Annotated in this window: 10 protein-coding genes; 6 read left to right on the plus strand and 4 right to left on the minus strand. The window is 69.3% G+C overall.

All coding sequences use genetic code 11. The features are described 5' to 3' along the window. Positions 1-54: 54 nt before the first annotated feature. From ACZ418_RS23825 to metH, 4 genes are all read right to left on the minus strand, one after another. The gene (locus tag ACZ418_RS23825) at positions 55-1,632 is read right to left on the minus strand and encodes an ABC transporter substrate-binding protein (protein WP_468366163.1); all 1,578 of its coding nucleotides are present in this window, start codon (positions 1,630-1,632) and stop codon (positions 55-57) included. Between the two features lie 98 nt (positions 1,633-1,730). Next, a complete protein-coding gene (locus tag ACZ418_RS23830) occupies positions 1,731-3,335 on the minus strand; it encodes an ABC transporter substrate-binding protein (protein ID WP_468366165.1) in 1,605 nt (534 codons plus the stop codon). A 433-nt stretch (positions 3,336-3,768) separates the two neighbouring features. After that, a complete protein-coding gene (locus ACZ418_RS23835; RefSeq protein WP_468366168.1) occupies positions 3,769-4,470 on the minus strand; it encodes an HAD family hydrolase in 702 nt (233 codons plus the stop codon). Between the two features lie 215 nt (positions 4,471-4,685). Continuing rightward, positions 4,686-8,198: a methionine synthase gene (gene metH, locus ACZ418_RS23840; RefSeq protein ID WP_468366171.1), complete on the minus strand. Its 3,513-nt coding sequence runs from the start codon at positions 8,196-8,198 to the stop codon at positions 4,686-4,688. Positions 8,199-8,473: 275 nt separating this feature from the next. Between metH and ACZ418_RS23845 the strand changes: the two genes are divergently transcribed. The 6 genes from ACZ418_RS23845 (at position 8,474) to ACZ418_RS23870 (ending at position 14,801) form a co-directional block, all read left to right on the plus strand. Next, positions 8,474-9,238, plus strand: coding sequence for an IclR family transcriptional regulator (locus ACZ418_RS23845; RefSeq protein WP_468366173.1), 765 nt, complete (start codon positions 8,474-8,476; stop codon positions 9,236-9,238). Positions 9,239-9,599: 361 nt separating this feature from the next. Continuing rightward, complete coding sequence (locus tag ACZ418_RS23850; RefSeq protein WP_468366176.1) at positions 9,600-10,394, plus strand: MIP/aquaporin family protein; 795 nt, start codon at positions 9,600-9,602, stop codon at positions 10,392-10,394. Between the two features lie 63 nt (positions 10,395-10,457). Then, positions 10,458-11,996: a glycerol kinase GlpK gene (gene glpK / locus ACZ418_RS23855; protein WP_468366179.1), complete on the plus strand. Its 1,539-nt coding sequence runs from the start codon at positions 10,458-10,460 to the stop codon at positions 11,994-11,996. 48 nt (positions 11,997-12,044) lie between these two features. Beyond that, positions 12,045-13,661, plus strand: coding sequence for a glycerol-3-phosphate dehydrogenase/oxidase (locus ACZ418_RS23860; protein WP_468366182.1), 1,617 nt, complete (start codon positions 12,045-12,047; stop codon positions 13,659-13,661). Between the two features lie 166 nt (positions 13,662-13,827). Next, positions 13,828-14,094: a hypothetical protein gene (locus ACZ418_RS23865; protein WP_468366185.1), complete on the plus strand. Its 267-nt coding sequence runs from the start codon at positions 13,828-13,830 to the stop codon at positions 14,092-14,094. 35 nt (positions 14,095-14,129) lie between these two features. Further along, positions 14,130-14,801 carry a FadR/GntR family transcriptional regulator gene (locus ACZ418_RS23870; RefSeq protein WP_468366187.1) on the plus strand — a complete coding sequence of 224 codons (672 nt, stop codon included), beginning with the start codon at positions 14,130-14,132 and terminating at the stop codon, positions 14,799-14,801. Positions 14,802-14,965 lie beyond the last annotated feature (164 nt).

Genomic DNA, 14,965 nt, shown 5'->3' on the forward strand with positions numbered 1-14,965 from the left:
CGGCGAAGGGCGCCCCTCCCGCGCGGAGACGGGCGCCCTCGGTGTCAACGGGCGTCAGCTCTTGCTGAGTTCCCAGAACCGGAACACCGTGGAGGCGTCCAGGCAGTACTCCAGGCCGTAGACGCCGTCGCGGACGACCGCGTACTGCTTGGCCTGCCAGACGGGCAGGACGGGCAGTTCGGTGGCGACGATGTTCTGCAGCTGTCCGAAGTCCTTGTCGGTGGCTGCCCGGTCGCTCTGTGCGGCGGTGTCGGGGATGAGGGTGCCGGTGATGGTGCGGTTGCTGTAGTTGTTGTCCAACACGTTGCCCTTGCCGAAGAAGGGTGCGGTGAAGTTGTCGGCGTCCGGGTAGTCCGGCACCCAGCCCTTGACGTACACGCCGTACTTGCCGGCCGCGATGTCCTTCTCGTACTGGCCGAAGGCGACGGACTTGACGTCGGCGTCGAACAGGCCGCTGGCGTTGAGCTGTCCGGCGATGGCCTTGAGCTCCTCGTCGGTGGCGGGGCCGTAGCGCGACGGCGTGGACCAGAGGGTGAGCCTGACCTTGCCGGTGATGCCGGCGGCGCGCAGTGCGGCGGCGGCCTTGGCCTGGGAGGGGCGGGCGCCGTAGGTGTCGAAGAAGGCCGTGTTGTGGCCGACGATGCCCGCCGGGATGATCGAGTACAGCGGGGTGGCGGTGCCCTGGTAGACGTTCTTGATCAGGGCGTCGCGGTCGATGAGGTAGGCCATGGCCTTGCGGACGCCGAGTTTTCCGGCGACCGGGTCGTTCATGTTGAAGACCAGGTGCTGGACTTCGGCGCTGCTGCCCTCGATGACGTCGACGCCCTTGCCTTGCTGCTGGTCGAGGCCGGCGACGTCGGAGGCGGACAGGCCTCGGTAGGCGATGTCGACCTTGCCGTCCAGGAGGGCCTTCTTCAGGGCGGCGCGGTCGCCGTGGAAGAACTTCAGGGTGACGCCGGAGTTCTTGATCTCGGCGGTGCCCTTGTAGTTGCCGTTGACGGAGAAGACGGCCTGGTCCTTGTCGAAGGAGTCCAGCTTGTAGGGGCCGGAGCCGATGGCCTTGTTGTCGGCGCGCAGGTGGCCGGCGTCGTACTGGCGGTGGTCGACGATGGAGCCGGCGCCGGAGGCGAGCTTGCTGGGGAAGGTGGCGTCGGAGGACTTCAGGTGGAAGACGACCGTCTTCGTGTCCGGGGTGTCGACGCTGCCCAGCATCGGGAACATGATCGCGGGCCCCGCGGGGTCGTTGATCTTCAGCATGCGGTCGAAGGAGAACTTCACGTCCTTCGAGGTGAGCGGGTCACCGTTGCTGAACTTCAGGCCGTCCTTGAGCGTGCACTGGTAGACGGTGGCCCGGGAGTCGGTGAAGGTGCATTCCTTGGCCAGTTCCGGCTGGGGTTCGGTCCCGCCCTTGGGGAAGCTGAGCAGCGACTGGAAGACGTTGTCGAACAACAGCCAGGAGCCGGGATCGTAGCCGGAGGCCGGGTCCGTGGCGAGGACGTCGTCGGACATCCCCATCACCACGGCGGAGCCGGTACCCCCGGAGTCACCGGATCCCGAGCCGCAGCCGGTCAACAGGCCGGAGGCCAGCCCCGCCACGATGGGCAGGACTGGCCACTGGTTGCGCATGTTCACTTGAAATGTGCCTTGTCGTCGGTTCGTCACCCCGGGGCCGCGGTCCTGGCCCCGGGCAGTCCGGGGCAGCCGTCCCTGGCCCCCGGACGAGAGAGCCGTCAGCCGCTCACACCGCGGCCGAGCTCCCACAGCTGAAGCGTCGAGGAGGAGTTGAGGGCGTAGGCGACGCCCGTGATGTCGTCCCGTGCGGCGACGTACTGCTTGCCCTGCCACAGCGGCAGGACCGGGACGTCCTCGGCGACGATGTCCTGGATCTCCGTCAGGCTCTTGGCGGCGTTGAGCCGGTCGGCCTCGCGGCGGGACTCCGGGATCAGGGTGCGCTGGATGGTGCTGTTGGAGTACGGCGATCCGAGGAAGTTGTCCTTGTCGAGGAAGGGCGCGAGGAAGTTGTCGGCGTCCGGGAAGTCGGGGAACCAGCCCATGCCGTAGACGTCGTACTGGCCCTTCTGCTCGGAGGGGCGGAAGGTCTCCCAGGGGTGGCCCTGGATGGACGCGTCGAACAGGCCGCTGTCGTTGAGCTGCTTCTGCAGGACCTCGAACTCCTTCTTCGTGGCGGAGCCGTAGTGGTCGGTGGTGTAGTGCAGGGTCAGCTTGACCGGCGTGGTGATGCCGGCCCTGGCCAGCAGGGCCTTGGCCTTGGCGAGGCTGGGGTTGCCGTACTTGTTGAAGAACGAGTTGGAGTGGCCGGTGACGGTGGCCGGGACGAGAGAGTACAGCGGCTCGGCCTGGGTGCCGTAGACCTTGGAGAGGATTTCCGCGCGGTCGATGAGCTGGGCCATCGCCTGGCGTACGGCCTTGGACTTCACGCTGGGGGCGTTCGTGTTGAAGGCGAGGTAGCGGATTTCCAGGCCCGGCATGTCGACGAGGTCGACCTTGTCGTCGCTGCCGGCGTCCAGCTTCTGGATCTGGGCGGGCGACATGGTGCGGGTCATGACGTCGATGTCACCCTTGTCGATGGCGGCGCCCATGGCGTCGGCGTCGGTGAAGGAGCGCAGTTCGACCTTGTCGTTGTTCACCTTCACGGCCCCCTTGTAGTTGGGGTTCTTGGTGAAGGTCATGGCGGTCATCGCGTTGCCGCTGACGTCGCCCTGGAAGGTGTAGGGGCCCGACCCGTCGACCTCGAAGCCGTCGCGCAGCTTGTCCTTCTGGTAGTCCTTCGGGTTGATGATGCCCGCGACCGGGGTGGACAGCTTGTACGGGAAGGTGGCGTCGGCGGTCTTGAGGTGGAAGATGACCTCGCGGTCGCCCTGCGTCTCGATGGTGTCGATGGTGTTCAGCAGGGAGGACACGCCGCTGCTGGACTTGATGCGCAGGGCGCGCTCGATGGAGTACTTGACGTCCTGGGCGGTCACCGGGTCACCGCTCGAGAACTTCAGGCCGTCGCGGAGCTTGCACGCGTAGCGCTCGCTGCCGCTGTCGGTGAAGGAGCAGTTCTCGGCGGCGTCCGGGATGGGGTCACCCTCGCCCTTGGGCTGGGCCATCAGGGTCTGCACGGTCTGGCGCAGGATGTTCCAGGTGCCGACGTCGTAGGCGTAGGCGGGGTCGAGGGGCGCCGGGGCGTCGCTGGTGGTCGTGAACCGGTCCGTGGTACCGACGACGATGGCGTCACCGCTCTTGCTCCCGCTGCCGGATCCGCCACATGCGGCGAGAACCGGGGTGAGCAGGCCGGCCACCGCCGGCAGCACCAAAGTCTTGCGGTTCATGCGGGAGTTTCTCCAGAGCTGTTCGGGTCCGTGTATCCGGCATGCATGGGTGGTGCGGCGGATCACGGGGGGTTGCGGCGATGTTCTCGCGATGAGATTAGTCCGCGCCCGCAGGAGGGTTCACGGCCCCGTGAGTTGACCCCCCATCACGCAGTGGAACCGGGTGCGGACACACCGAAAACCCGACAGCGGCAGGATTAGTGCAGCATCCCATCAATCGGGACACAAAGACCCGTCGTTCCGGGCCGAACAGGGCCGTTCAGCACACTTGACCCGGGTTGTCGAGGGCCGCCGGGGTGGGGAACGTCACACTTCCAACTGTGCCGCGAGTCAGTGGAATTCGGCCGGGCGACCGGCCGTGAATTCCACTCGGGTGTACTTCCCCGGAAATTTGTCCAACCGGGCCAATGGACTTTTCACGCTGGGTGAACGGCTAGGGCATTTCCGTCATCAGGCCGCGCAGAAATGCCAGGTCGACCTCTTCCAGGGAGGTCACCACGGTGCGTCCGGCGGCCGGGCTGATGGGGGCGATGGAGGGTACGGCGACGACGCGGCAGCCCGCTGCCTCGGCGGCGGCGACACCGGTGGCGGTGTCCTCGACCACCGCGCATCTGTCCGGCCGGGCGTCCAGCCCCGCTGCGGCGAGCAGGTAGGGGTCGGGGAAGGGCTTGGTGCGCGAGACCTCGTCGCCGGCGATGGACAGGGCGAAGTGGTGGGCGCCGAGGACGCTCAGCACGCGGTCGATGATGCGCCGGTGGGACGCGGAGACCAGGGCGGTGGGGATGCCGTGCTCGTGGAGTTCGGTGAGCAGGCGGGCGGCGCCCGGCATCAGCGGCAGAGTCCGGTCGATGCGGTCCTCGAAGCCCTCGTTGAGCAGCACGGTGAGTTCGGCGAGGGTGATGTCGGCGCCGGTGGCCTCGATGAGGAAGCCGGCGCTGCGGGTCATGGGTCCGCCGACCACGACGTGGCGCCAGGACTGGTCCAGGGTGTGGCCGAGGGCGGCGAAGACCTCGACCTCGACGTCCCACCAGAAACCCTCGGTGTCCACCAGGGTGCCATCCATGTCGAGGAGCACCGCCTGCAGGGCGGAGCCTTCGGCCGTGACGGTTCCGAGCGCGGGGACCGTGCTGGTCATCCGGGCGCACCTCCTTGAGGGACGATCAGGCCGGTTCCCGGACAGGGAACCGGCCTGGTGGACCGACCAGTGTACGTCTCCGATGCGCAAAACGCCTCGTTTATCACTCGCGCCGGGGGTATGCCGAAAATCACCCTCGCCGCAGGCCAGAGGGCCATTGGTGTGTGTGCCATGAAGCCGACGGCAGTGCGGCTTCGGCCGAACCCCCGGAGGGCTCACCGGGCGTTGAAGTACTTCGCCTCCGGATGATGGATCACGATGGCGTCCGTGGACTGCTCGGGGTGCAGCTGGAACTCCTCGGACAGGTGGACGCCGATCCGCTCCGGCCGGAGCAGGTCCGCGATCTTGGCGCGGTCCTCCAGGTCGGGACAGGCGCCGTAGCCGAGGGAGAAGCGGGCGCCCCGGTACTTGAGGGCGAACATGTCCTCCATGTCGGCCGGATCCTCGCCGCCGAAGCCGAGTTCGGCGCGGACGCGTGCGTGCCAGTACTCGGCGAGCGCCTCCGCCAACTGGACGGACAGGCCGTGCAGTTCGAGGTAGTCGCGGTAGGAGTTGGCCGCGAAGAGCTTCGCGGTCTCCTCGCCGATGCGCGAGCCGACGGTGACGACCTGGAGGCCGACGACGTCGGTCTCGCCGGACTCCTCCGGGCGGAAGAAGTCGGCGAGGCACAGGCGGCGGCCGCGGCGCTGGCGCGGGAAGGTGAACCGGGTGCGTTCGTTGCCCTGCTCGTCCAGGATGATCAGGTCGTCGTCCTTGGACACGCAGGGGAAGTAGCCGTAGACGACGGCCGCTTCCAGCAGGTTCTCCGTCTGGAGCCGGTCCAGCAGGCCGCGCAGCCGGGGGCGGCCCTCGCTCTCGACCAGTTCCTCGTACGACGGTCCCTCGCCGGTGCGGGCCTGCTTCAGGCCCCACTGGCCCTTGAACAGGGCGCCCTCGTCGAGCCAGCTCGCGTACTCCTTGAGCTGGATGCCCTTGACGATGCGGGTGTCCCAGAACGGCGGGGTCGGCACGGGGTTGTCGGTGGCGACGTCGGAGCGGACGTGCCCCTCCTCGGGGTGTTCCTCGACCTCGACGGCGGTGGCCCGGACCCGGCGCTGGCGCAGCTCGGGCAGCTTGGCGCCCGGCACGCCGCGCTTGACGCCGATGAGGGCGTCCATCAGGCGCAGGCCCTCGAAGGCGTCGCGGGCGTAGCGGACCTCGCCCTCGTAGATCTCGTGCAGGTCCTGTTCGACATAGGCGCGGGTGAGGGCGGCACCGCCGAGGATGACCGGGAACCGGGCGGCCAGGCCGCGCTGGTTGAGCTCCTCCAGGTTCTCCTTCATGATCACCGTGGACTTCACCAGCAGCCCGGACATGCCGATGACGTCGGCCCGGTGCTCCTCGGCGGCCTCCAGGATCGCGGAGACCGGCTGCTTGATGCCGAGGTTGACGACGTTGTAGCCGTTGTTGGACAGGATGATGTCGACCAGGTTCTTGCCGATGTCGTGGACGTCGCCGCGCACGGTGGCCAGCACGATGGTGCCCTTGCCCTCGGCGTCGGACTTCTCCATGTGCGGTTCGAGGTAGGCGACGGCGGCCTTCATGACCTCGGCGGACTGCAGGACGAACGGCAGCTGCATCTGGCCGGAGCCGAACAGGTCGCCGACGACCTTCATGCCGTCCAGCAGGGTCTCGTTGACGATGTCGAGCGCCGGGCGGTCCTGCAGGGCCTCGTCCAGGTCGGCTTCCAGGCCGTTGCGCTCGCCGTCGATGATGCGCCGCTTGAGGCGCTCCTCCAGCGGCAGCGCGGCCAGTTCCTCGGCCTTGCCCGCCTTCAGGGACTTGGCGGTGGCGCCCTCGAAGAGCTGCATGAGCTTCTGCAGGGGGTCGTAGCCCTCGCTGCGGCGGTCGTAGATCAGGTCCAGGGCCGTGGTGACCTGTTCCTCGTCGAAGCGGGCGATCGGCAGGATCTTGGACGCGTGCACGATCGCCGAGTCCAGGCCCGCCTTCACGCACTCGTCCAGGAAGACGGAGTTCAGCAGGATGCGGGCGGCCGGGTTCAGGCCGAAGGAGATGTTCGACAGGCCGAGCGTGGTCTGGACGGCCGGGTGGCGCTTCTTCAGCTCGCGGATCGCCTCGATGGTGGCGAGGCCGTCCTTGCGGGACTCCTCCTGACCGGTGCAGATGGTGAAGGTCAGGGTGTCGATGAGGATGTCCTCCTCACGGATGCCCCAGTTCCCGGTCAGGTCGTCGATGAGCCGTTCGGCGATCTCGACCTTCTTCTCGGGGGTGCGGGCCTGGCCCTCCTCGTCGATGGTGAGCGCGATCAGCGCGGCGCCGTGCTCCTGGGCGAGCTGGGTGACCTTGGCGAAGCGGGAGTCGGGGCCGTCGCCGTCCTCGTAGTTCACGGAGTTGATCACGGCGCGGCCGCCGAGCTTCTCCAGGCCCGCCCGGATGACGTCGACCTCGGTGGAGTCCAGCACGATCGGCAGGGTGGAGGCGGTGGCGAAGCGACCGGCGAGTTCCTCCATGTCGGCGACGCCGTCGCGGCCGACGTAGTCCACGCACAGGTCGAGCAGGTGCGCGCCCTCGCGGATCTGCTCCCGGGCCATCTCGACGCAGTCGTCCCAGCGGCCCTGGAGCATGGCCTCGCGGAACTTCTTGGAGCCGTTGGCGTTGGTGCGCTCGCCGATGGCCAGGTAGGAGGTGTCCTGGCGGAAGGGGACCGTCTGGTAGAGGGAGGCGGCGCCGGGCTCGGGGCGCGGGTCGCGGGCGGGCGGGGTGAGGCCCTGGACGCGTTCGACGACCTGGCGCAGGTGCTCGGGGGTCGTACCGCAGCAGCCGCCGACGAGGGAGAGGCCGTACTCGCGGACGAAGGTCTCCTGGGCGTCGGCCAGCTCGGGCGCGGTCAGCGGGTAGTGGGCGCCGTCCTTGCCGAGGACGGGCAGGCCCGCGTTGGGCATGCAGGACAGCGGGATGCGGGCGTTGCGGGCGAGGTAGCGCAGGTGCTCGCTCATCTCGGCCGGGCCGGTGGCGCAGTTCAGGCCGATCATGTCGATGCCGAGCGGCTCCAGCGCGGTGAGCGCGGCGCCGATCTCGGAGCCGAGGAGCATGGTGCCGGTGGTCTCGACGGTCACGGAGACGATCACCGGCAGGTCCAGGCCGAGGGCTTCCAGGCCGCGCCGGGCGCCCAGGACGGCGGCCTTGGTCTGCAGCAGGTCCTGGGTGGTCTCCACGAGCAGCGCGTCGGCGCCGCCGGTGACCAGGCCCTCGGCGTTGCGCTGGTAGGCGTCGCGCAGGGTGGTGTACGGGGCGTGGCCGAGGGTGGGCAGCTTGGTGCCGGGGCCCATGGACCCGAGGACCCAGCGGGGACGGCCGTCCTTGGCGGTGAACTCGTCGGCGACCTCGCGGGCCACGCGGGCGCCGGCCTCGGACAGCTCGTGGACGCGCTCGGAGATGTCGTACTCGCCGAGGGCGGAGTGGTTGGCCCCGAAGGTGTTGGTCTCGACGCAGTCGACGCCCACGGCGAAGTACGCCTCGTGGACGGAGCGGACGATGTCGGGGCGGGTGAGGTTGAGGATCTCGTTGCAGCCCTCGAGCTGCTGGAAGTCGTCGAGCGTGGGGTCCTGGGCCTGGAGCATGGTGCCCATGGCTCCGTCGGCGACCACCACACGGGTGGCGAGCGCTTCTCGGAGCGCGGACGCACGGGTCCGGCTGTCGGCGGAAGGGGACGGTGGCAACGAGGCCATGAAGGGGCTCCCTAGGTGCGACGGCTGTCGGCTTTGCGGTGTCCCGGACGGGCGGGGAGGCCGCACGGCGCCAGAGTAACCGGGAGTCGGCTTGGATGGGCACCGGCGTCCACGAGGCGGACGCCGGTGGCGGGTGCGCCACACCCAGGTCACGTGTGATGTAACAAGTGCCGACCGACCGTTAGCGGGAGGTCGGCATGGACCGGTAGTGTTCGACATTGCCGAACGGTGTTGAATACCGTTCGGCAGTCGAAGGAGACGGAGGCAGGACGGCGATGGCACGGAACATCCAGTCGCTCGAACGGGCGGCCGCGATGCTGCGCTTGCTCGCGGGCGGCGAGCGGCGGCTCGGTCTGTCGGACATCGCCTCGTCACTGGGCCTCGCCAAGGGCACCGCCCACGGCATTCTGCGCACCCTCCAGCAGGAGGGCTTCGTGGAGCAGGACGACGCCTCCGGGCGCTACCAGCTGGGCGCGGAGCTGCTGCGCCTGGGCACGACCTATCTGGATGTGCACGAGCTGCGGGCCAGGGCCCTGGTGTGGACCGACGACCTGGCCCGTTCCAGCGGGGAGAGCGTGTATCTGGGCGTGCTGCACCAGCAGGGCGTGCTGATCGTGCACCACGTGTTCCGGCCGGACGACAGCCGGCAGGTGCTGGAGATCGGCGCCATGCAGCCGCTGCACTCCACCGCGCTGGGCAAGGTGCTGTCGGCCTACGACCCGGTGGCGCACAGCGAGGCGCTGGAGGCCGACCGCAAGCCGTTCACGGACCGCACGGTGTACGAGGCCGACGACTTCGAGAACCTTCTCGACGTCACGCGCGCGCGTGGCTACGCGGCCGACGTCGAGGAGACCTGGGAGGGCGTGGCGTCGATCGCCGCGCCCATCCACGACCGGCGCCGTATGCCCGTGGGCGCGGTCGGCATCACCGGGGCCGTGGAACGGCTGCGCCGGGACGGGGAGCTGCGTCCCGAGCTGATCGCGGCGGTGCGCGACTGCGCCCGCGCGGTGTCGAGGGACCTGGGCGCGGGACGGTTCTGACCGCTCGACGCCCCCCGAGGGCATGCCTGGGGTCTCCCAGGGAGGACCGGAACGCCGGGCGGCGTTCCGGTCCTCGCCATACCCTGAAACCGGCATATCAGGCTAATGCCCACGTCAGCGAGCGAAGAGTGATATCCCGCAGCGATCAATAACGATCCTGTTTTCGATAACAGAACCCTTGACGCATGCGTAACGCCGAAGCAAGACTCCCGTCCATCGGTCGGCATTGTCGAACACCTACCGGCAATACGCGCTAGAGTGTGACAACGCCAAGGGCCGACATCGCTCTCACCCCCGAGGGCGCTCGAACCCCGGCGGGACCCGGGGTTCGGCCCCTGGACGAAGGACAAAGGAGTCGCGGGTGTCCAGCTCCGACATCTTCATCGGCGAGACCATCGGTACCGCCATACTCATCCTGCTCGGCGGCGGCGTCTGCGCGGCCGTCACGCTGAAGGCCTCCAAGGCCCGTAACGCCGGTTGGCTCGCCATCACCTTCGGGTGGGGCTTCGCCGTCCTTACGGCTGTGTACATCTCCGGACCGCTCTCCGGTGCCCACCTCAACCCGGCCGTCACCGTCGCCCTTGCCATCAAGAACAGCGACTGGAGCAACGTTCCGGTCTACTTCGCCGGCCAGCTCCTCGGCGCGATGATCGGCGCGACCCTGGTGTGGATCGCCTACTACGGCCAGTTCCACGCCCACCTGACCGACAAGGAGATCGTCGGCGGTCCGGGCGCGCAGGCCACCGCGGCCAAGGCGGTCGAGGCCCAGGAGAAGGGCGCCGGCCCGGTCCTCGGCATCTTCTCCACCGGACCCGAGATCCGGAACGCGGCGCAGAACCTCGCCACGGAGATCATCGGCACGGTCGTGCTGATCCTCGCGGTCCTCACCCAGGGCCTGAACGACAAGGGCAACGGCCTCGGCGTCCTCGGCGGTCTGATCACCGCGTTCGTGGTGGTGTCGATCGGTCTCTCGCTCGGCGGGCCGACGGGCTACGCGATCAACCCGGCCCGTGACCTGGGTCCGCGCATCGTGCACGCCCTGCTGCCGCTGCCCAACAAGGGCGGTTCCGACTGGGCGTACGCCTGGATCCCCGTGGTCGGTCCGCTGATCGGCGGCGCGATCGCCGCAGGCATATACAACGTCGCCTTCGCCTAGAAATCACTTCGAAGCACGCGCCGTACGCACCGCCCTATCACCACGGATCTTTTGGAGCACACAGTGACCGACGCCCACACCGCAGGCCCGTTCATCGCCGCGATCGACCAGGGCACCACCTCCAGCCGCTGCATCGTCTTCGACCGGGACGGCCGGATCGTCTCCGTCGACCAGAAGGAGCACGAGCAGATCTTCCCCAAGCCGGGCTGGGTCGAGCACAACGCCAACGAGATCTGGACCAACGTCCAGGAAGTCGTCGCCGGGGCCATCGCCAAGGCGGGCATCACCCGTGACGACATCAAGGCCATCGGCATCACCAACCAGCGCGAGACCACCGTGCTGTGGGACAAGAACACCGGTGAGCCCGTCCACAACGCCCTCGTCTGGCAGGACACCCGCACCGACGCCCTGTGCAAGGAGCTGGGCCGCAACGTCGGCCAGGACCGTTTCCGCCGCGAGACCGGCCTGCCGCTGGCCTCGTACTTCTCCGGGCCCAAGGCCCGCTGGCTGCTCGACAACGTCGACGGTCTGAAGGAGCGCGCCGAGGCGGGCGACATCCTCTTCGGCACCATGGACACCTGGGTCATCTGGAACCTGACCGGTGGTGTCAACGGCGGCAAGCACGTCACCGACGTCACCAACGCCTCCCGCACCATGCTGATGAACCTGCACACCATGCAGTGGGACGAGAAGATCGCCGAGTCCATCGGCGTGCCGCTGCAGATCCTGCCGGAGATCCGCTCCTCCGCCGAGGTCTACGGCGAGGTCACCGGCGGCAAGCTGGGCGAGCTGCTCGGCGGCATCCCGGTGGCCTCCGCGCTCGGCGACCAGCAGGCGGCCCTGTTCGGCCAGACCTGCTTCTCCGAGGGCGAGACCAAGTCGACCTACGGCACCGGCACCTTCATGGTGATGAACACCGGTGACAAGATCATCAACTCCTACGCCGGTCTGCTGACCACGGTCGGTTACAAGATCGGCGACCAGCCGACGGTCTACGCCCTCGAGGGCTCCATCGCTGTCACCGGCTCGCTGGTGCAGTGGATGCGCGACCAGATGGGCCTGATCTCCACCGCCGCCGAGATCGAGACGCTCGCGCTCTCGGTCGAGGACAACGGCGGCGCCTACTTCGTGCCGGCCTTCTCCGGTCTGTTCGCCCCGCACTGGCGCTCCGACGCCCGCGGTGTGATCGCCGGCCTGACCCGGTACGTCACCAAGGCGCACCTCGCGCGCGCCGTCCTGGAGGCCACCGCCTGGCAGACCCGGGAGATCGCCGACGCCATGGTCAAGGACTCCGGCGACGAGCTGGTGGCCCTGAAGGTCGATGGCGGCATGACCTCCAACAACCTGCTGATGCAGACCCTCGCCGACGTTCTGGACGCACCGGTGGTGCGCCCGATGGTCGCCGAGACCACCTGCCTCGGCGCCGCCTACGCCGCCGGCCTGGCCGTCGGCTTCTGGTCCAGCACGGACGAACTGCGCGCCAACTGGCGCCGGGCCGCCGAGTGGACCCCCCAGATGGACGCGGAGACCCGCGACCGTGAGTACAAGAACTGGCTCAAGGCCGTCGACCGGACCATGGGCTGGATCGAGGACGAGAACTGAGCGGCCCGACACAGCTCAGACATCTCTGACGAGGAGTAAGTACCCGACATGACCAGTCAGTCCACCCTGAGTTCCGTGCCTGCCCTGGGGACGCACCCGGCCTCCGGCTCCAACCCGAGCCGGGCCGAGACCAGGGAGCAGCTCTCCAAGGCGTCGTACGACCTTCTGGTGATCGGCGGCGGCATCCTGGGCATCTCCACCGCCTGGCACGCCGCGCAGTCCGGCCTGAGGGTGGCTCTGGTCGACGCCGGCGACTTCGCCGGTGCCACCTCCTCCGCCTCCTCCAAGCTGCTCCACGGCGGTCTGCGCTACCTGCAGACCGGCGCGGTGAAGCTGGTGGCGGAGAACCACTTCGAGCGCCGTGCGGTCTCCCGCCAGGTGGCCCCCCACCTGGCGAACCCGCTCACCTTCTACCTCCCCGTGTACAAGGGCGGGCCGCACGGCGCGGCGAAGCTCGGCGCGGGCGTCTTCGCCTACTCCGCGCTCTCCGCGTTCGGTGACGGCGTGGGCCATCTGCTCTCCCCCGCCAAGGCGGCGCAGGACGTGCCCGAGCTGCGCACCGAGAACCTCAAGGCCGTGGCCGTGTACGGCGACGACCAGATGAACGACGCGCGCATGGCGCTGATGACGGTCCGCGCGGCCGTCGAGTCGGGCGCCGTCGTCCTCAACCACGCCGAGGTCGCCGGCCTGCGCTTCACCAACGGCCGGGTCACCGGCGCGGACCTCAAGGACCGCCTGTCCGGCGAGGAGTTCGGCGTCAACGCCCGCCTGGTGCTGAACGCGACCGGCCCCTGGGTCGACCACCTGCGCCGGATGGAGGACCCCAACGCGGCGCCGTCCATCCGCCTGTCCAAGGGCGCGCACCTGGTCCTCAAGCGCACCTCCCCCTGGAAGGCCGCGCTGGCGACCCCCATCGACAAGTACCGCATCACCTTCGCCCTCCCCTGGGAGGACATGCTGCTGCTCGGCACCACCGACGAGGAGTACGAGGGCGACCCGGCGGACGTGTCCGTCAACGACAAGGACATAGCCCAGATCCTGGACGAGGCCGCGTTCTCCGTGCGCGACCAGCAGTTGCAGCGCGACCTGATCACCTACGCCTTCGCCGGTCTGCGGGTGCTGCCGGGCGGCCCCGGCGACACCGCCAAGGCCAAGCGCGAGACCGTGGTGACCGAGGGCAAGGGCGGCATGCTGTCCGTCGCGGGCGGCAAGTGGACCACCTTCCGGCACATCGGCCGTACGGTCATGCAGAAGCTGGAGGCGCTGCCGGGCCACCCGCTCGGCGACGACTTCGAGCCCGTCTCCTCGCTGCCGAAGAAGCTGCCGTTGCCCGGTGTCGCCAACCCGCGCGCCGTCGCCCACCGGCTGCTGGTGGACCGCCCGGCTCCGGGTCCGCGGATGGCCGCCGACACCGCCAGGCACCTGGCCACCCACTACGGCTCGCTGGCCTTCGACATCGCCCGGCTGGCGAACGAGAGCCCGGAGCTGGCCGAGCGGGTCCACCCCGACGCGCCGGAGATCTGGGCGCAGGTCGTCTGGGCCCGTGACCACGAGTGGGCCGAGACGCCGGACGACGTGCTGCGCCGCCGCACCACGCTGACCATCCGGGGCCTGGCCACGGACGAGGTCCGCGCGAAGGTGCAGGACCTGCTCGACAAGAAGTAGGCCTCGGTGGCGGCCGGTCCGTTTCCCTGACCGGGACCGGCCGCCACCGCAGCGCCGGACCGCCGCACCGGGTCCGGACGACCGAGAGGGGCGACCCCACGCCGATGGGGCCGCCCCTTTCGCCTGCCCGGGGCCGTTGTCAGTGCCGGCTGGTATCTCTGGGGACATGAACAACGATCTTGCAGAGCCGGGGGGCGCCGCCCTGCGGGGGGCCTTCGGCGTCGACGACGGCGGCGAGTCGGCGCCGGTCTGGGAGGCGGTTGCCGCCTTCGAGGCGGAGCCGCCGGACTTCGGGATGACCGGGCTGCGCGGGGGCGCCGAGAACCGGCGGCTCGCCTGCGGCACGGACTGGCACCTGATCGTCACCGGCCCGCAGCGGGGTGGGCGGACGGCAGGGGGTGGTTCGACGCCCCGCCCGCATAATGGCCGCTGAGACATCCGATGTCTGGGCGACCAGGGAGGCCGGTCATGGCAGTCACCGATGAGGCGATCGAGAAGATCAAGGGCATGATCGTCTCCGGTGCGCTGCGGCCCGGGGACCGGTTGCCCAAGGAGAGCGAGCTGGCCGCCGAGTTGGGGCTGTCGCGGAACTCGCTGCGGGAGGCCGTACGGGCGCTGTCGCTGATCCGGATCCTGGATGTGCGCCAGGGCGACGGCACGTACGTCACCAGCCTCGATCCGCAACTGCTGCTGGAGGCACTGAGCTTCGTCGTGGACTTCCACCGCGACGACACCGTCCTGGAGTTCCTCGCGGTGCGCCGGATCCTGGAGCCGGCCGCGACCGCGATGGCGGCCTTCCGGATCGGCGAGCAGCAACTGGACGCGCTGTCCACCCAGTTGGACGCCCTGGGTGACGAACCCTCGGTGGAGGAGCTGGTGGCCGCCGACCTGGAGTTCCATCGCGGCATCGTGCGCGGCGCCGGCAACTCGGTGCTGTGCTCACTGCTGGACGGCCTGTCGGGGCCGACCACACGGGCCCGGATCTGGCGGGGCCTCACCCAGGAGGACGCGGTCGGCCGCACTCTGCGCGAGCACCGGGCGATCCTGGCCGCGCTGCGCGACCGGGACGCGGAGGCGGCCCGCTCCTGGGCGACCGTGCACATCGCGAGCGTGGAGCAGTGGCTGCGCAGCACCCTGTGAGAGGGGGCAAACGCCTGTGCGGGTCCGTCCGCGCTCCTGGTTGACGCGGGGTGTTCGACGGTGGCGAACGGGGCAGTGATCCGGTCACTGGCCCACGCAAGGGGGCTGCGGGCGCCCCCGCCGGACGCCGTAAGGTTGGTGAGTCAAGCGAGGGCACGTCGGAA

The organism is Streptomyces sp. NPDC030820, assembly GCF_055572075.1.